Origin of the sequence: Streptomyces sp. NPDC048338, from assembly GCF_043201055.1 — a bacterium.
GTDB lineage: Bacteria > Actinomycetota > Actinomycetes > Streptomycetales > Streptomycetaceae > Streptomyces.
Genome location: NZ_JBICYQ010000014.1, coordinates 219,720 through 237,551, shown reverse-complemented (window position 1 = coordinate 237,551; position 17,832 = coordinate 219,720). Strand labels below are relative to the sequence as shown.

The 17,832-nt window shown below is 72.3% G+C and carries 13 protein-coding genes and 1 tRNA gene; 10 read left to right on the top strand and 4 right to left on the bottom strand.

Annotation, left to right across the window (positions count from 1 at the left end):
* The first annotated feature begins 39 nt into the window (after nucleotides 1–39).
* The 10 genes from ACGFZF_RS30090 to ACGFZF_RS30045 all read left to right on the top strand — a co-directional run bounded on the left by ACGFZF_RS30090 (nucleotide 40) and on the right by ACGFZF_RS30045 (nucleotide 11,927).
* Nucleotides 40–915, top strand: coding sequence for an FAD binding domain-containing protein (locus tag ACGFZF_RS30090; protein WP_393559231.1), 876 nt, complete (start codon nucleotides 40–42; stop codon nucleotides 913–915).
* Nucleotides 912–2,177 carry a 2Fe-2S iron-sulfur cluster-binding protein gene (locus ACGFZF_RS30085; RefSeq protein ID WP_393559229.1) on the top strand — a complete coding sequence of 422 codons (1,266 nt, stop codon included), beginning with the start codon at nucleotides 912–914 and terminating at the stop codon, nucleotides 2,175–2,177. The genes ACGFZF_RS30090 and ACGFZF_RS30085 overlap by 4 nt, the downstream gene beginning before the upstream one ends.
* A complete protein-coding gene (locus ACGFZF_RS30080) occupies nucleotides 2,174–4,483 on the top strand; it encodes a xanthine dehydrogenase family protein molybdopterin-binding subunit (protein WP_393559227.1) in 2,310 nt (769 codons plus the stop codon). The genes ACGFZF_RS30085 and ACGFZF_RS30080 overlap by 4 nt, the downstream gene beginning before the upstream one ends.
* 123 nt (nucleotides 4,484–4,606) lie before the next feature.
* The gene (locus ACGFZF_RS30075) at nucleotides 4,607–5,098 is read left to right on the top strand and encodes a hypothetical protein (protein ID WP_393559225.1); all 492 of its coding nucleotides are present in this window, start codon (nucleotides 4,607–4,609) and stop codon (nucleotides 5,096–5,098) included.
* Between the two features lie 102 nt (nucleotides 5,099–5,200).
* A complete protein-coding gene (locus ACGFZF_RS30070; RefSeq protein ID WP_393559223.1) occupies nucleotides 5,201–6,700 on the top strand; it encodes a hypothetical protein in 1,500 nt (499 codons plus the stop codon).
* Nucleotides 6,701–6,714: 14 nt separating this feature from the next.
* Nucleotides 6,715–7,938, top strand: coding sequence for a type VII secretion-associated serine protease mycosin (mycP, locus tag ACGFZF_RS30065; protein ID WP_393559221.1), 1,224 nt, complete (start codon nucleotides 6,715–6,717; stop codon nucleotides 7,936–7,938).
* Between the two features lie 10 nt (nucleotides 7,939–7,948).
* Nucleotides 7,949–8,518 (top strand): hypothetical protein, encoded by a 570-nt coding sequence (locus ACGFZF_RS30060; RefSeq protein ID WP_393559219.1) that lies wholly within the window; start codon nucleotides 7,949–7,951, stop codon nucleotides 8,516–8,518.
* Between the two features lie 108 nt (nucleotides 8,519–8,626).
* Nucleotides 8,627–9,004: a hypothetical protein gene (locus ACGFZF_RS30055; protein WP_393559217.1), complete on the top strand. Its 378-nt coding sequence runs from the start codon at nucleotides 8,627–8,629 to the stop codon at nucleotides 9,002–9,004.
* Nucleotides 9,005–9,027: 23 nt separating this feature from the next.
* Nucleotides 9,028–11,301 (top strand): DUF6571 family protein, encoded by a 2,274-nt coding sequence (locus tag ACGFZF_RS30050; protein WP_393559215.1) that lies wholly within the window; start codon nucleotides 9,028–9,030, stop codon nucleotides 11,299–11,301.
* 2 nt (nucleotides 11,302–11,303) lie between these two features.
* Complete coding sequence (locus ACGFZF_RS30045) at nucleotides 11,304–11,927, top strand: hypothetical protein (protein ID WP_393559213.1); 624 nt, start codon at nucleotides 11,304–11,306, stop codon at nucleotides 11,925–11,927.
* A 118-nt stretch (nucleotides 11,928–12,045) separates the two neighbouring features.
* Here the strand turns inward: ACGFZF_RS30045 and ACGFZF_RS30040 are convergent, their stop codons facing one another.
* The 4 genes from ACGFZF_RS30040 to ACGFZF_RS30025 form a co-directional block, all read right to left on the bottom strand.
* Nucleotides 12,046–14,139 (bottom strand): serine/threonine-protein kinase, encoded by a 2,094-nt coding sequence (locus tag ACGFZF_RS30040; protein ID WP_393559343.1) that lies wholly within the window; start codon nucleotides 14,137–14,139, stop codon nucleotides 12,046–12,048.
* A gap of 80 nt (nucleotides 14,140–14,219) precedes the next feature.
* Nucleotides 14,220–16,406 carry a PQQ-binding-like beta-propeller repeat protein gene (locus tag ACGFZF_RS30035; protein ID WP_393559211.1) on the bottom strand — a complete coding sequence of 729 codons (2,187 nt, stop codon included), beginning with the start codon at nucleotides 16,404–16,406 and terminating at the stop codon, nucleotides 14,220–14,222.
* A gap of 3 nt (nucleotides 16,407–16,409) precedes the next feature.
* Nucleotides 16,410–17,291: a serine/threonine protein kinase gene (locus ACGFZF_RS30030; RefSeq protein WP_393559209.1), complete on the bottom strand. Its 882-nt coding sequence runs from the start codon at nucleotides 17,289–17,291 to the stop codon at nucleotides 16,410–16,412.
* Between the two features lie 303 nt (nucleotides 17,292–17,594).
* A tRNA-Cys gene (locus tag ACGFZF_RS30025) sits at nucleotides 17,595–17,666 on the bottom strand.
* Nucleotides 17,667–17,832: the final 166 nt, after the last annotated feature.

Below are 17,832 nucleotides of genomic sequence, written 5' to 3'. Positions count from 1 at the left end.
AGTCGGGGACCGCCGGGGACACCGGGAAGGGGCAGCGGGTTGACCACGCACGCACCACAGACGGCGCAGTCCGTGACGCTGCCCGCCTCGCTCGACGAGGCCGTGGCGGCGCTCACCGCCATGCCCGCGGCCGTGCCCGTCGCGGGTGGCACGGACCTGATGGCGGCCGTCAACAAGGGCCAGCTCAGGCCGGCCGGACTCGTCGGCCTCAGCCGGATCAACGAGCTCCGTGGCTGGCAGTACCAGGACGGCCACGCCCTGCTCGGTGCGGGCCTCACCCACTCCAGGATGGGCCGGCCCGACTTCGCCGCCCTGATCCCCGCCCTGGCCGCCGCCGCGCGGGCCGCCGGCCCGCCCCAGATCCGCAACGCGGGCACCCTCGGCGGCAACATCGTCACCGCGGCCCCCTCGGGCGACTCGCTGCCCGTCCTGGCCGCCCTGGAGGCCGACCTGGTCGTCATGGGCCCGCTGGGCACGCGCGAGATCCCCGTCTCCCACCTGCTGGCCGGCCGCGACCTGCTGGCGCCCGGCGAGCTGGTCGCCTTCGTGCGGGTGCCGCTGCTGCACGCCCCCCAGGTCTTCCTGAAGGCCACCGGCCGCACCGGTCCGGCCCGCGCCACCGCCTCCGTCGCCGTCGTGCTCGACCCCGCCCGACGCGGGGTGCGCTGCGCGGTGGGGGCGATCGCGCCGATGCCGCTGCGCCCGCTGGAGGCCGAGCACTGGATCGCCACCCTGGTGGACTGGGACGGGGACCGGGGCCTCGCACCGGAGGCGTTGACGGCGTTCGGCGAGTACGTCGCCGCCGCCTGCATCCCCGACCCGCCGGGCGACGAGCAGCTGCCGCCCGCCGTACTGCACCTGCGGCGCACGGTCGCCGCGCTGGCCCGACGGGCACTGGGGAGGGCGCTGTCGTGAGCAACGACCGGCACAGCAACGAGCACCACGACGGCGGGGACGAGTACGGGGGCGGCTGGCAGCCGATCCCGCAGAGCGAGGGCTACGACGGCGAGGCCACGGCCTTCGTGCAGCTGCCGCCCGACTTCATGCTCGACGGCGTCCCGCTGGAGGCGCCCGGCCACGGCTACGTACCGCCGATGATCACGCCGCTGGTGCCCCTGAACCCCGACCCGGGGGCGACGGGCCAGTGGAACTTCACCACCGACGCCCCCGAGGCGCCGTCCGAGCCGGAGCGTGACCCGCAGGCGACGGGCCAGTGGAGCTTCCCCGAGGCGGCCGAGGCCGAGTCGGCGTCCACCGGACAGTGGCGCATCCCGGTCGTCTCGGACTCCTCGGACGAATCCGGCGAATACACGGCGTCGATGCTCGCGCAGTACGCGAGCAGCGCGCCCGCGACCCTGCCGGGCGGCGCCCCCGCCCCCTGGGCCGTGCCGGACGCGGAGGCGGCGGACCCCGAGAACGCACCCGACCACGACGCCGGACACGCGCCGGAACCCGCCCACGAGCACGCCACCGACCCGGCGGAGCGCCAGGACGGCCTCACGGCCGAGCCCGCGGCGGAGTTCGCACCCGAGCCCGCGGCGGAACCGTCGTACACCGAGGAGCCCGCCTTCTCGGACGACGTCCCCGCCGCCCTCCCCACCACCAGCAGCGCGGACAGCGACGAGCACCCGCACACCTCGTACACCCTGCGCGTCAACGGCGCCGACCGGCCCGTCACGGACTCGTGGATCGGCGAGTCCCTGCTCTACGTCCTGCGCGAGCGCCTCGGCCTGGCCGGGGCCAAGGACGGCTGCTCGCAGGGCGAGTGCGGCGCGTGCAACGTGCAGGTCGACGGCCGGCTCGTCGCCTCCTGCCTCGTCCCCGCGGCGACCGCGGCCGGCAGCGAGGTGCGCACCGTCGAGGGCCTCGCCACCGACGGGGAGCCCTCCGACGTCCAGCGCGCCCTGGCCCGCTGCGGCGCCGTCCAGTGCGGCTTCTGCATCCCCGGCATGGCCATGACCGTCCACGACCTGCTGGAGGGCAACCACGCCCCCACCGAGCTGGAGGCCCGCCAGGCCCTCTGCGGCAACCTCTGCCGCTGCTCGGGCTACCGCGGCGTCCTCGACGCCGTGCAGGAGGTCGTCGCCGAGCGCGAGGCCGCAGCGGCGGCCGAGTCGACCGACGAGGCGCGCATCCCGCACCAGATCCCGCACCCGCACGACGGAGGCATGGCGTGAGCATCGACGCGACCACCGCCACCACCACGGCGCCCGACCCCCAGCAGGAGCTCCCGCCGCACGGTATCGGCGCCTCGCTCCCGCCGTCCGACGCGCGGGCCAAGGCCGAGGGCACGTTCCCGTACGCCTCCGACCTCTGGGCCGAGGGGCTCCTGTGGGCCGCGCTGCTGCGCTCGCCCCACCCGCACGCCCGGATCGTCTCCGTCGACACCACGGCCGCCGCCGAGATGCCCGGCGTCCGCGCCGTGGTCACCCACGCCGACGTCCCGGGAGCGGCGACCTACGGCCGCACCGTCGCGGACCGGCCGGTCTTCGCCTCCGACCTCGTACGCCACCACGGCGAGGCCATCGCCGCCGTGGCCGCCGACCACCCGGACACGGCACGCCTCGCCGCCGCCGCCATCGCCGTCGAGTACGAGATCCTCGAACCCGTCACCGACCCCGAGAGAGCCTTCGCGGCCGAGGCCCTGCACCCGGACGGCAACCTCATCCGCCACATCCCGCTGCGCTTCGGCGACGCGGAGGCGGCCGGCGAGGTCGTCGTCGAGGGCCTGTACCGGATCGGCCGCCAGGACCCGGCACCGATCGGCGCCGAAGCCGGACTCGCCGTCCCGCGCCCCGACGGCGGCGTCGAGATCTACACCGCCTCCACCGACCCGCACACCGACCGCGACCTCGCCGCCGCCTGCTTCGGCCTCTCCCCGGACCAGGTCAAGGTCGTCGTCACCGGCGTCCCGGGCGCCACCGGAGACCGCGAGGACCCCGGCTTCCAGATCCCGCTCGGCCTGCTCGCCCTGCGCACCGGCTGCCCCGTCAAGCTCAGCGCTACGCGCGAGGAATCCTTCCTCGGCCACGCCCACCGCCACCCCACCCTGCTGCGCTACCGCCACCACGCCGACGCCGAAGGCCGGCTGGTGAAGGTCGAGGCACAGATCCTGCTCGACGCGGGCGCGTACGCCGACGCCTCGTCCGAGTCCCTGGCCGCCGCCGTCTCCTTCGCCTGCGGCCCCTACGTCGTCCCGCACGCCTTCATCGAGGGCTGGGCCGTCCGCACGAACAACCCGCCGTCCGGCCACGTCCGCGGCGAGGGCGCCCTGCAGGTCTGCGCCGCCTACGAGGCGCAGATGGACAAGCTCGCCTCGAAACTCGGCATGGACCCGGCCGACCTCCGCCTGCGCAACGCCCTGGCGACCGGCGACATCCTGCCCACCGGCCAGACCGTCACCTGCCCCGCACCCGTGGCCGAACTCCTCTCCGCCGTACGGGACTTCCCGCTCCCCGCGCTGCCCAAGGACTCTCCCGAGGACGACTGGCTGCTGCCGGGCGGCCCGGAGGGCGCGGGCGAACCGGGAGCGGTGCGCCGCGGCGTCGGCTACGCCCTGGGCATGGTCCACATGCTCGGCGCCGAGGGAACGGACGAGGTCTCGACCGCGACCGTCAAGGTCCACGACGGGGTCGCGACCGTCATCTGCGCGGCGGTGGAGACGGGCTCCGGCTTCTCGACCCTGGCGCGCCAGATCGTCCAGGAGACCCTCGGCATCGAGGAGGTCCACGTCGCCTCGGTCGACACGGACCAGCCCCCGGCCGGCCCGGCGACCCACGGCCGGCACACCTGGGTCTCGGGCGGCGCCGTCGAGCGCGCGGCGAAGATGGTCCGCACCCAGCTTCTCCAGCCGCTGGCCCACAAGTTCGGCATGTCCACCGAACTCCTCCAGATCACCGACGGCAAGATCACCTCGTACGACGGCATCCTGTCGATGACGGTCGCGGAGGCCATGGACGGCAAGGAACTCTGGGCCACCGCCCAGTGCCGCCCGCACCCCACCGAGCCGCTCGACGAGTCGGGCCAGGGCGACGCCTTCGTCGGCCTCGCCTTCTGCGCCATCCGCGCGGTGGTGGACGTCGACGTGGAGCTGGGCTCCATCCGCGTCGTGGAGATGGCGGTCGCCCAGGACGTCGGCCGCGTCCTCAACCCCGCCCAGCTCGCCACCCGCATCGAGGCCGGCGTCACCCAGGGCGTCGGCGCGGCCCTCACGGAGAACCTCCGCACGGCCCGCGGCCTGGTCCGTCACCCCGACCTGACGGGCTACGCACTCCCGACATCCCTGGACGCCCCGGACATTCGCATCGTGAAACTCGTCGAGGAGCGCGACGTCGTGGCCCCCTTCGGCGCCAAGGCGGCGAGCGCGGTCCCGGTGGTCACGGCCCCCGCGGCGGTGGCTTCAGCAGTGCGCGCCGCGACCGGACGCCCCGTCAACCGCCTCCCGATCAGGCCGCAGGCGGCGGTTGCCGTACCCAATTCGTAACCATGTGATCCGCGTTGCTTGTGCAACCGGGAGGTGCGTCCTGACACTCCTTCTCGGTACAGTGAACTCCTAGGCTCGACTCGGCCTTTGCTGGTTGTCGGTACACGGGGGAGGGTGGTGCACATGCTGGCACCGATGGCGGACGGAGGCGGCGGCGCGTACATGCGCGCCGTGGCCTACAACTCCGAATCCATGCTGGAGTTCAAGAAGGGGATCGACGAGCTGATCGTCTCGCTGACCGAATCCCCCGCGGGCACGAAGAACATGGCGGCGGACCCGGTCTCCCGCAGCCAGTTCGGCGGTGGCGGAGGCGCGTGGATCGAGGCGTCCGGCATCTTCTCCTCGTACGACAACGTACTCAGGGAGCTGACCAAGCTCTCGGGTCTGCTGGGCGACTGCCTCGAAGGCATGGGGATCGCCGTGACGATGTCCAAGGACGGCTTCGAGCAGACGGACGACGACATCCGCCGGCGGATGCTGGCGATCAGTCAGCGCACGCAGACCGCCAAGGAAGAGGCCGACAAGGCCGCGGGCCGCACCACGGGCACGACGGACGGCTCCGGGACGGCGCAGCCGGGCAGCGAGACGACGACGGGCGACGGTTCGCTCGGCTAGTCCGCGGACACGGACTTCGAGGACGACGGGGACACGGGGAAGAGGCGACAGATGATCCCATCAGACGGCGGCGGAGGCGGCAGCGCGACCAACTTCCGTTCCATGCCACACGAGCAGATGCTGGCCTGGGTGGACGAGGCCAGCAGCTTCTACGTCCAGGACGCGGCCGACCGCCTGACCAAGGCGGCGACCAAGATGCGCGACATCGCCAAGACCCTTCGCGACCGCCCGGGCCGGGTGGAGTGGAAGGGCGAGGCGGAGAAGGCGTTCATGGAGTGGGCGGACAGCCTGGCCAGCAGCACGCACAGCCTCGCCGACTACAGCGACGACGCGTCGTTCTGGATGAGCCAGGCGTCGGACGCGATCGCCCTGGCGCAGAGCGCCATCCCCCGGTACACCTCCCACGCGCAGGCCAAGGAGAACCTGGAGGCGGCGCGCAAGTTCCACAACGACCCCGACTCCCAGCAGATCGCGGCCAACGCCCGCTCCCAGATGGCGGACGTCGAGGGGAAGGCCCTGACGCCGGAGGAGGTCGCGCAGCGCCTCGCGGCGAAGGCGGAGGCGAACCGGCAGGCGGCCGCCGACGAGATGGAGAAGCTGTCGGGGTCGTACCAGTGGTCCGACCACCAGATGCAGAACTTGGTGGTGCCGGTGTTGCCGCCGCCGCCGGCTGCGTTTGTTCCGGATCAGGGTACTGATAGCGGCTACCAGACTCAGTATGTTGGTTCCTCTGCCAGCAGTGACGGCCGGTCCTCGGTGGAGTCGGGCACTGCGACAGTTCCGTCATCGGACTCAAGATCTATTGCCGACGTTCGCACAACTCCGCCGCCTGGTGACAAGACCGGACCGACTCAGGTAGTGCGCCCCGAGGTTCCCGCTGATCTTGGGATCGACACTGTCGGTACCCTGCCGCCTCCGACGACGACCACTCCTCCGCAGACTTCGGTGACGCCGCCCGTCAGCAAGCCTGACGGCTTCACGCCTCCGATGACCACGCTGCCTGGGCAGATCCCGCCGGCAGTGACGGGCGGTACCCGGGCTAACACGCCTCCCATGGCCTCGCGTGCACCGGTGGGCCCTGGTCGCACGGGCCCCGGAACCACCGGACCGCTCGGGATGCCGCGCGAGGGTATCAGTGGCGGACGCGCGGTTCCTCCCAGCAGTGGTCGGGCGACGACGGGCATCCCGCGCAGCACCGTGATCGGTACTGAGCGGGGCACGGGACCGAACTCGGGCATGGGGCGCGGCCCCATGGGCGGAATGGGCGGTACTCATCCCATGGGCGGTCAGAACGGCATCAGCGGCGGACGTCGCCTCGCCGTCGAGACCGGTGGTGTCGTCGGTGGCCGACCGCAGCAGCCTGGGGCTGCCGGCTCTCGTCCCTTCACGCCCGGAGGCTCCGGACTGGTGCGTGGTGGTGCGCAGGGCGAGTCCGGCCATGGCGCCGGCCAGACCGGGCGAGGCGGCATGATGCACGGCGGCTCGCAGGCTGCGGGATCCCGCCGTGACGAACGTAATGGAGAGCGCCCGGACTACCTCGTCGAGGACGAGGAGACCTGGCAGCAGGGTGGCCGGCCTGTCGCCCCGCCCGTCATCGACTGAGTCAGAGGAAGTAAATGCGCGCCAGCAGTATTCGTTGGGGTAGTGGTCGGTCTGTCGCATCGGCCGCCTTGGGGATGCTGCTGGTGGGCATTGCATCCGTCCCTGCCCATGCCGAGTCCGTCCGTGCTCAGCAGTGGCACCTCGACACCATGAAGGCCGAAGAGATCTGGGCCATCAGCAAGGGTGAGGGTGTCACTGTCGCGGTCATCGACAGTGGTGTGGACCGGAAGAATCCAGACCTCGTGGGTCAGGTGGTTAGTGGCAAGGACTTCGCCCCGGATCGGCCGGGCGACGAGTACACCGATTACACCGGTCACGGTACGGGCATGGCCGGTTTGATTGCGGGTACGGGGGCACGGGACGGAGGAAACGGGGCATTTGGCTTGGCGCCAGCTGCCAAGATCATTTCTCTCCGCTTGCCTGGGACTGACCGAGGCAAGGGAAGTCAGCAGGCCGCCAACGATGAATTCAACAGGGTGGTACCTCAAGCGATTCGGTTCGCCGCCGATTCCGGCGCCAAGGTGATCAACCTCTCTCAAGGGGCCACTGCGGGCTCGCAAGAGCTTACGGATTCCGTGAAGTACGCCTTGGGTAAGGGTTCGCTGATCTTCGCTGCCGTCGGGAACGGCGCGAGTGAGGGCAACCAAGCGGAATACCCGGGTGCAACTCCGGGCGTGGTGGGTGTTGGTGCCATCGACAAGAAGCTGACGCGAGTCAAGATCTCACAGTACGGCCCCCAAGTCGACGTCATGGCTCCCGGGGATGAGACTGTCCATGCATGTGGTGGAGGCACCGGCTTGTGCCGGTCGAGTGGAACGAGTGAGGCCACCGCCCTCGCCTCCGCCGCCGCCGCTCTCGTCTGGTCCAAGCACCCCGACTGGACCAACAACCAGGTGCTCAAGGCGATGCTCAACACCATCGCCGGTCCGAACACCGGCGAGAAGCGCAACGACTTCATCGGCTACGGCGCCATCCGGCCCCTCCGCGCGCTCAAGACCCCGGGTGACGTCGGGCCCGCGGACGTCCGGCCCATTCCCGACCTCGACGCCGCCGGCAGTGCGTCGCCGTCCGCCGCGCCGTCCGCGTCGGCCTCGAAGGCTCCCGCGCCCGGGCCCGTCGCGCAGGCCGAGAGTGACGAGGGCGGCAACACCGGCCTCTGGATCGGTCTCGGTATCGGCGCCGCCGTCCTCATCGGCGCGGCCGTGGCCGTTCCGGTGGTGCGTTCCCGGCGGAGCTGATCATCCGGTCATGGTCGGTGTCATAGCCCTCTTCTTCGTTCTCGCGGCCGTCTTCGTCGTCCTCGGATGTGTCGACCAGCGGCGCCTGTACTGGCGCCTCAGCGCGTGGCGGTATCGCGATCCCGCGGCCAACGAGCCCTCGGACGCGGCGAATCGGGTGGGACGGTTCGCCGCGCTCCTCCTCGCCGGTGTGTGGGTCTTCGCCGGATGCCGGGCGATGGACTTCGCCGACGGCGACTCGTGGACGCGGCAGGAGATGCGGACCGTCGTCGTGGCCGCCGCCGAGACGATCGAGGCCGACGCCCATCCGTCCGGTGCGACCGATTCGATGCTCACGGAGGCGCTGCGGGACGCCTCGGAGGGCGAAGGCCCGTACTACCGGCTTGATGTGAAGACGGCGGACGCCCGGGAGGGCGAGGGCGACCGTTTCCAAGTCAGCACCACCGAAGGGGAGTTCCCCTTCTGCGTCGCCTTCACGAAGAAGGAGTCGGGCGGGTTCGCCGTACCCGGGGCCGACGGATCCACCACGGTCGTGCCCGAGTACGACCTCACCTCGTCGGTCGACGAGGGCACCTGCTGAGCGCCAACTGAAACGAATTCGCAGCGATCACCGGAACGGAAGATCATGTCGTTCGACGAAGAGTGGGCAAGCGCACGAGCCAGCGCGGTACAGCATCAGGAATCCCGCATGAGACTCAACGGGATCCCGCCCGAGGACGGTCCGACGGGCAAGAAGCTGCACGTCGACTCGTCGGAGCTGCGCGGCAGAGCGGGCAAGGCCGACATCGTGCGAACGGACTTCGCCAAGGCCGACAACGATGCGACCAAGGAGACGGGGCAGATCCAGGCCGGTCTCAAGGGCTTCAGGTCCGGGCCCGCCTTCAAGACGTTCTCCACGCGGTGGGAATCGCAGATGAAGTACGTCGACGGTCTGCTGCTGAACGGTGTCGCGGGGAAGCTCCGCGAGTCCGCCGCCGAGTTCGACGCCCGTGAGCGGACCGAGAAGGCGCGGCACAGCAAGGACGACGGCAAGGCCGGCAACGACTCCAACCGCAATCTCGCCTGAGCGATCGAGGAGATCCTGGATCCATGCTCGACTACAAGACCCTTCTTGATGCCGATCTCAACGAGCTGTCGGAGGCGGTGGGGAAGTGGAGCAAGCTCCCGGAGGAGTTCCGGAAGGCCGGCAGACTCTACGACAACACGGTCGAGAAGGGGCTCGCCGAGTCCGACTGGAAGGGCGAGACCCGCGATGCCGCGCTTGAGCAGGTCTCCCTCGTCGGCAAGCAGATAACGGCCGCGGCGGACGAGGCGGCGGACGTGCACCGGCTGCTGAGCGACGCCTACGACGTCTTCTCCCAGGCGCAGTCCAAGCTCAAGACGATCAGGTCGGACGTCGAGAAGGACAAGAACCTCTCGATCAAGCCGGACGGCGAGGTCTGGTTCGACCCGCCGGCGGACACCCCGACCGAGCACCTGGCGTCCATGAACAAGGGGTACCAGGAGACGATCCAGGCGTACCGGACGAGCATCCGCAACCAGGTGACGGCCGCGCAGGAGGCGGACGACATCCTCTACTGGGCGCTGAGCCAGGACTACAACGGCCGTGGCAAGGGCTTCGACTCGAACACGTACGACAGCCTGAAGGGCGCCAAGGAGGGCAAGGCGCAGGCCGACAAGGACCGCGACGCGCTGACCGAGCTCGCCAACGTCAAGCGCCCGTACACCCTCGACGAGATCAAGAAGATCAACGGTCTCCTGTCGAAGCACGAGGGCGACCCGTACTTCGCCGAGCAGTTCGCCACCGGCCTGGGGCCGAAGAAGACGCTCGAGTTCTGGACCCGGATCGCCGACCGCCGGCAGTTCGGCGACGACATGACCAAGGAGTCGGCCAAGATCCAGAAGAGCCTGGGGTACACCCTGGCCACCGCCTCGCACTCCGACAGCAAGGCGATGGAGGAGTGGAAGAAGGGGATGATCGACCTCGGCGGCAAGCGCGTCGACATGGTCGACATGAACATGGGGACGATGACCAAGGGGCCCTACGGCTACCAGGTCATGAGCAGCCTCATGCGCAACGGCGAGTACGAGAAGGACTTCCTGCACGACTACGGCAAGAGCCTGATCGACTTCGAGAAGGACCACAAGGGCACCGATCCCAAGAAGCTCTGGCAGCCCGACGGCTACGAGACGTTCCTGAACTTCGGCGCCGGCACGGACCACGGTCTCGACCCCGTGGCCGGGTACATGGAGGCCCTGGGCCACAATCCCGACGCGGCGAAGGAGTTCTTCGGCGCCAAGGGCTGGGAGAGCTCGGGCAAGGACCCGGACGACATGGATCCGGAGCTCAAGTACATGCTCGAGGACCGCAAGTGGCCGGACATGCCCAACAACAAGGGCAGTGACGACTTCGACGAGCTCGGGCACGCCATCGAGGCGGCGACCCTGGGCGTTCCGTACGACCAGCCGGACCTCGGTCTCCGCCGTGACGACATGACGGCGAACGTCGCCGAGCAGGTGATGGTGTACGTGGGCGACCAGCCGAAGTACCTGGACGACCACAAGGGCATGGCCGACAGCCTCGCCAAGATGGGCGCGGGGTACATCGACGACCTCAACTGGGCCTCGTCCAACTTCGGCAACGCCTACACGGGCCAGGACCTGCGGGACACCGCGTTCGGCCACAACGGGCCCGGGCACATCGACCTGTCGCACGACACTGCGGCCTCCTTCCTCGCCGTCGCGGGCGGGGACGAGGACGGATACAAGATCCTCTCCATGGCCCAGCAGGAGTACACGGCCAGCGGTCTGCGCGCGCACCCCGAGCCCAACGGCGAGGTCGCGCAGGTCATCGAGACGGGCGCCAAGATGCACGGCATGCTCGACCAGGCCCGCGCGAACGACATCCACGCCCACTACGGGGAGGCCACGAAGGCGGCGGAGCAGAAGCTCGCCGAGGCCGCGGAGTGGAAGAAGTTCGGCGTCGGCGCGGCCGTGGCCGTGGGCGTCGGGGTCGTGGCCCTCCCCTTCGCCGGAGCGGCGGCGGGCGGCGCGGCCGTGGCCGCCTTCGCCGTCCCCCAGGTGGCAGGGGCGGTCGCCGGTGCCGGCATGACCCAGTTCGGCATCGACATCAACCGGGAGCTGGAGAAGAACGGCCCCGACTTCTCGGTGCAGGAGCACATGAAGCTCCGGGAGTACGGCGAACTGGGCTCGGCCCGCGCGGTGACGCCGATGGACGCGTACATCGCCGCCAACAACCTCGACGGCACCGAGTGGGCGCGGAAGATGCACAGCGGCGTGGAGGGCAAGTACAACGACGGCGGGGACGCCGTCAGCCGTGTCACCCCGGACCCGAAGGGATGACGGTGCGGCGTCACGTCCCCCGGCGATCCCGTCTGCTCGTCGGGGGTCTCGTGCTCGTGCTCGCGTCGGCCGGTTGCGGAGGCGGCGGCGAGGAGGCCGGGGCCGGGAAGGACACCGTGCCGGCGGCCCGGGTGTGCGGCGGGCTGTCGGCCAGGTCCGCGCAGGCGCTGGAGCAGATCTCCGAGACGAAGGCGTTCACGTACCGCTCCCACGGGACGGCGCCGACGCTCAAAGGTCTCCTCCACGATCCCGAGCGCCGCGGCGGCGGCGAGCTGACCGAGTGCGTGATCGAGCCGGACGTCGCCGACCCCGACGAGAGCCCGTCGAAGATGACCGTGCTCTTCGAGGAGGTCGAGAGCCTGCCGGCGCCCCAGCCCGCGGAGGTCGCGCTGGCCCGCCTCCCGGTCGGCCTGCGCGCCTACGGCGACTCCGGGAGCGCCGAGCTGTGGTTCGCCTGCGAGGTGCCGGGGGTCGGCAAGCCCCTCGTCCACGCGCAGCTCGTCTACGGGTCGCGCCCCAGGGAGAAGAGCCCCAAGGAGGCGAACGTCCGGGTCCTGCAGGACCTCTCCCGCAGGTACGCCGTCGCGTTGGGCTGTCCCGACGCCGGTGGTGTGCCGGCCTACTGAGGCCGAGGGAACGCCGGCGGACGTGACCGGCGGTCACCCCGGGCGGGTGCGGGGCACCGCACCCGCCCGGGGAGCGCCGTCGGTCCGGCCGCGGCGCGGACACCCGGCGCGAACGCCGTCAGACCTTGCCGAACACCGGCATCGCCATCACCCGGCCGCCGCGGTCCACGAAGACGCGGTTGCCGTCGCTCGCCATGGCGTACGGGCCCTCGCGCTGCATGGTCAGGGTGAAGAGCCAGTCCTGGGTCTTCTTGTCGACGACCCGCACGTAGTCCTCGTCCGGGCCGGGGAGCCAGGCCGTCGTGCCCTCGACGGCCGGGGCCGTCACGGTGCTGCCCACGCCGTCCAGGACCTCGTACCACTCCGTGGTCGGGGAGTTGCTGTTGAAGAGGGTGCCGTAGCGGTAGGCGTTGTAGCTGTCCACCGCGTAGACGCGATCCTCGTCGACCGTCGGGCTGCCCCAGCCCACGCCGGCCTTCCTGGAGCGCTCGTCGGCGCTCTCGGTCCACACGACGTCGCCCTTGTCCAGCTTGCGCGCGGTCAGGGAGGAGCCGCCGAGGTACACGGTGTCGTCCGAGATCACCGGGACCGGGCCGTTCGTGCCCTGGTTCTTCAGGCTCCACATGGTCTTGCCCGTCGCGGTGTCCACGCAGGTCACCTGGCCGGTCCGGTCGTGCACGACCAGCCGGCCGCCGCCTGCCGCCGCCCGTGCGGGGATCGACGAGCGGGGGGACGGCATCGGGCGGGACCAGGTGACGGCGGGGTTCCAGGCGTCGACGGCGCGCAGTTCGTTGTCGCCGGTGATCAGATAGACGTGGGTGGCGTCGGCCGCCAGCAGGTGGTCGGCGTCGGCGTCCGTCGACCAGACGTGCCGGCCCGTGGCCGCGACGAAGGCGTGCACGGCCCGCTCGTCGTCCACGGCCACGACCAGCCGGTCGGCGACGGAGACGAATCCCGCGTCGGCGTCGATGTCCTTCGCCCGCCACCGCTCCTTGCCGTCCGTGACGGACAGGGCGAGCAGACCGCCCGTCTTGGCCTGGACGATCACCACGTCGCGGACGGGCAGCGGGACCTGTCCGTTCGCCGCGGTCACGTCGAGCGGCCCCCACAGCGCGGCCGGTGCCTCACCCGGCTTGACGTCGATCAGCGAGAGGAACGCGGCGGCGGGGGTCGGGACGGCCTGCGGCACGTCGTGCGTCGGGCTCCGCTCCTCCCGGGTCAGCCACCAGGCCGTGCCGCCGCCACCCGCCGCGACCACACCCGCGCCCGCGGCGGCCAGGCCGAGGAAGCGCCGCCGGGTCGGGGTGCCCGACACGACCGTGTGCGCGGACGCGGTGAGCCCCTTGGTCGCGGCCTCGCGGCGGGCGATGTCCTCGGCGAGGGGGCCCTTGCGCCAGGCGCGGCCGGCGCCCTTCGGCGGGGCGAAGGCGGCGGCGATCTGTGGCGGCGCCGGCCGCAGCGCCGGGTCCTTGGCCAGGCAGGGCCCGATCAGGTCCCGCAACACCGGCGGGACCCCGTCCAGATCGGGCGTCCCGTGCACGACCTCGTACTGGACGGCGGCCACGTGCGTCGCGTCGAACGCGCGCCGGCCGCTCGCCGCGAAGACGAGGACGGCGCCGAGCGAGAAGACGTCCGAGGCCGGGCCGACGCGTTGGCCGAGGACCTGCTCGGGGGCGCCGTAGCCGGGCGTCACGGGGATCTGGCCCGTCGTCGTCAGCGTCAGGCCGTGCTCCGGGCGGGCGATGCCGAAGTCGATGACGCGGGGGCCCGAGGACGTCAGCACGATGTTCGCGGGCTTGAGGTCGCGGTGGACCAGGCCGGCCGCGTGGATGTCGTGCAGCGTGCGGGAGAGGAAGTGGGCCAGGGCGCGGACCGTGGGCTCGTCCATCGGCCCGTACGCGCGGACCGCCTCGTCCAGGGTCGGGCCGGCCAGGAACTCGGCCGCGATCCAGGGCCGTCCGCCCTCGGTCTGCGCGCCCAGGACCCGCGCCACGCCCTTGCCGGTGACGGCGCGGGCCATCTCCGCCTCGCGGACGAACCGTTGGGCGAGGTGTCGGTCGTGGGCGAGGTCGGGGCGGAGCACCTTCACGGCGGCGGGACGGCCGGAGCCGTCCCGGCCGAAGTACACCTTGCCCATGCCGCCCTCGCCGAGGACGCCGAGGAGGCGGTACGGGCCGAGCCGGAGCGGGTCGCCGGTGGCGAGGGACTGCATGGTCACTGCGTTGCCTTCTGCTTCGAAGTCGTCCGGTGGGGAATCGGCCGCCCGGCGTGGTCCGGCGGCCCGGGGGCGGGTCACGCCAGCGGCAACGCGACCACCGACGTCTCGCCGGCGCCGAAGATCCGCGTCCGCTGCCTGTCCACGAGATAGCGGGTGGCGTCGGTGGGGAAGACCCAGGCCGACTGCCGGGTGCCCAGGTCGATCGCGTTCAGGCCGCCGTTGACCGGGGCGTACACGTACGCCTTCCCCACCACCGGCCGGGCACCGAGCACCGGAGTGAGGTCGCGGGTGGGCGGCTTCTCCTCCCACAGCCGCCGGCCGGTGCCGGCGTTCACGCAGATCAGGCCGCGGTCGCCCTCGGTGGCGTAGACGGCGTCGCCGGAGACGGCCGGCACGCCGTAGAGCGTCTTGGCCTTGCCAGTCTCCCAGGCGAGGCCGCCGTCGCCGATGCGCACGGCGCGCAGCTTCTGCCCGCCGAGGTACACGTGCCGGCCGTCCAGGGTGAGTTCGCCCGGGATGAGGGAGTAGTCCTCGTCGGCCATGGGGAAGCTCCGCTGCCACAGCGGCCGCCCGGTCCGCAGGTCCAGGGCCTCCAGCCGGAAGGTGCTGAAGTCGCCGCTGCGCCGCCCGATGATCAGCCGGCTGCCGGAGACCTGCGCGAGGAACCGGCGTACCCCCTCGTACGAGACGGGCCGCCGCCAGGCCTCCTTGGCGGTACGGAGGTCGATGCCGACGAGGTGACGGTTCCGCTCCCGTTCGTCCAAGCTGTCGTCCCCCTTGCCCAGTCGGCTGTACGCGACGACCATTCCGGCGCCGGCCGTCAGCAGGTACGTGCTGAGCGCGGAGCCGTCGAATCCCTTGATATGGACGGGGCGTGCGGCCTCGGCACCGTCCCGGGGGCGGAAGGCGCGGATCGCCAGACCGTTCTCGGAGTCGATGTTCTGCGAGTCGTAGTAGTACGTGCCGTCCGTGGTCACCTGCTGCGGTTCGATGGCCAGGTTGTCCTCCCAGAGCTCCCGGCCGGTCTTCGGGTCCAGCACCCGGAAGGAGGACGTCTCCTCGAAACCGACGACGTCGCCCGCGAGCATCGGGAAGGTCATCTGCTCGCGGTCGAAGGAGTCGACCTGCCAGAGCGGCCGTGGCGAACCGTCCGAGCCGTTCGGGGCCGGCGTGGTCGTCGTCGCCGTCGGGCCGGGCGTGCCCTCGCCCTGGCCTCCGCCGCCGTCACGGGACGACAGCCAGGCCCAGGCCCCGACACCCGCTCCGGCCACGCCCAGCACGGAGCCGCCGGCCGTGGTGAGCAGGCGGCGGCGGGACGGGCCGGAGCCGGGCGCGGTCGGGGTGAGCGCCGAGTCCGCGGGGGGCGGCAGCCGGTACGGCTGGTGCAGCCAGACGTCCGTGGCGCGGCGCGCGATGTCGGCCAGGACGAGCGGCGGGAGGTGGTCCGCGAAGTCGCCGTGGCCGTCGTGGAGACGCGCGGCCAGCTCGGCCGTGGCGGGGCGGGCCGCCGGGTCCTTGGCCAGGCAGTCCGCCAGTACGGGCGCCAGGTCCGGCGGGACGCCGTCGAGGTCGGGATCGGCGTACCGGACGCGGTAGATCAGGTCCGCCGGGGAGCCCGTGCCGAAAGGGCCGTGGCCGGCGGCCGCGAACAGCAGGACGCCGGCGAGCGCGAAGACGTCGCCGGCCGGGGTGTGCTCCTGGCCACCCGCCTGCTCGGGCGACATGAAGGCGGGGGTGCCGGCCGCCGCGCCCGTACGGGTCAGCCGGTCGTCGCCGGCCGCGCGGGCGATGCCGAAGTCGATGATCTTCGGCCCGTAGGCGGTGACCAGCACGTTGGACGGCTTCAGGTCGCGGTGGACGACGTCCGAGGAGTGGAGCTGGCCGAGTGCCCCGGCCAGCGCCGCGCCGAGGGCGCGCACCGAGGGTTCCGGCAGCGGGCCGCACAGCGAGACGGCGTCGTCGAGCGGCGGCCCGAGGACGTACTCGGTGGCCAGCCAGGGCGTCTCGGCCCGCGGGTCCGCGTCGAAGACGGCCGCGCCGTGCCGGGCGCCGATGATCCGGGCCGCGTCCGTCTCCAGTCGGAAGCGGGTGCGGAAGTCGGCCTCGGTGGCGAGCCGGGCGTGCATGGTCTTCAGCGCGACCGTGCGGCCGCCGGGCGAGCGGGCCAGGTAGACCGTGCCCATGCCGCCGGAGCCCAGGCGGGCGAGGAGGCGGTACGCGGCGATCGCGACCGGGTCGTCGTGGGTGAGGGGTGACAGCATCGGCTAGTTCCCGGGCAGTTCGGCGGCGAGGATCTCGGACGACTGGCGGGCGAGCGCCGCCACGAGCCGGCCGGGCAGCCAGCCGGGACTCAGCAGTGACGTCGCCGAGCCGAGGACCGTCTCGTGCGGGGCCGGCGGCGCCAGGTCGGCGAGCAGGGCCGCGGCGGCCGGTCGGGCGGCCGCGTCGCGGGTGAGGCAGGCGGACACGAACGGGCGCAGGGCGGGCGGGAGTTCGGAGCGTTCCGGCACGGTGTGCCCGGTGGCGGCGTACGCGAGGACCGCGCCGAGCGCGTAGACGTCGCCCGCCGGCCGGGGCCGTCCGCCCGCCGTCTGTTCCGGCGCCAGGGTGCCGGGTTCGAGACCGGGCAGTCCGCCCCGCGGCTCTCCCTCCGGCGCGGCCGCGCGGACCGCGCCGAAGCAGCCGAGCCGCGGCCCGTCGGCCGCGAGGAGGACGGCGGCCGGCGAGACACCGGCGTGCGTGACGCCCTGCGCGTGGGCGGCGGCCAGGGCCTCGGCGAGCGCGGTGCCGACGGCCCGCACCGTTCCCTCCGGCAACGGCCCGCCGTGGACGGCGAGGGCGACGGGCAGCGGGAGCGCGGGCAGGTAGGGCGTCGCGTACCAGGGGGAGGCGGGGGTGTCGGACACCTCGGTCACCGGGGCGATCCAGGGACCGAGCAGCCGCTGCCCCGCCTGTGCCTCCGCCAGGAAGCGCGCGGGATCGGCGCCGGGCAGCGGGGCGTTGAGCAGCACCGTACGGCCGCCGTCGGCACTGCGGGCGACGAACCGGCGGCAGGGCGTGTGGCCTTGGGGCGGATCGAGACGGGTGATCAGCCGGTACGGGCCGATCCGCCGCGCGGACTCCTCGTGCGGGCGCGGCCGTTCCACGTGCGAATCCCCCCTGTCGGTCGCCCTGCCGGTTGCGAGGGCAACAGGAGCCTACTCAAGGGGAGGGAGGGGACAGGCGGCGGTGGGGGAGGAGCCCTGTGGAGAGGGCGCGGGAGCGCCCCGGTGGGTCCGCGGCGCGGGCCGGGAACGGCGGGTGCGGTCGGTACGCCCACGTCGGGCGCCGAGGGACCGGCGGCGGGTACAGCGGCGGCCGGTTCGGGACGTACCGGCCGCCGCCGGGTCGACGCGCGCCTGCCGGCGGGACTCCGGCACACGCGCAGCGGTCCTGCGCGGATCCTCCAGAGACCGTGATCGGAATCGAACCGACGTAACTCGAGTTGCAGTCGAGCCCCTGAACCACTCGGGCACACGGTCGTGTTGTGCTCTGGAACGACCGTAGGGCGGGGGCGGAAGGGGCTCAAGGGATCCGGGCGGGCCGCAACACGACTGCCACACGCCGTTCACGACCGTCCCGGCCGGGACGGGGCCGGCCTACGACCAAGGGACGAGGGGATCGCGACTCCCGACAGGGGCCATTTGC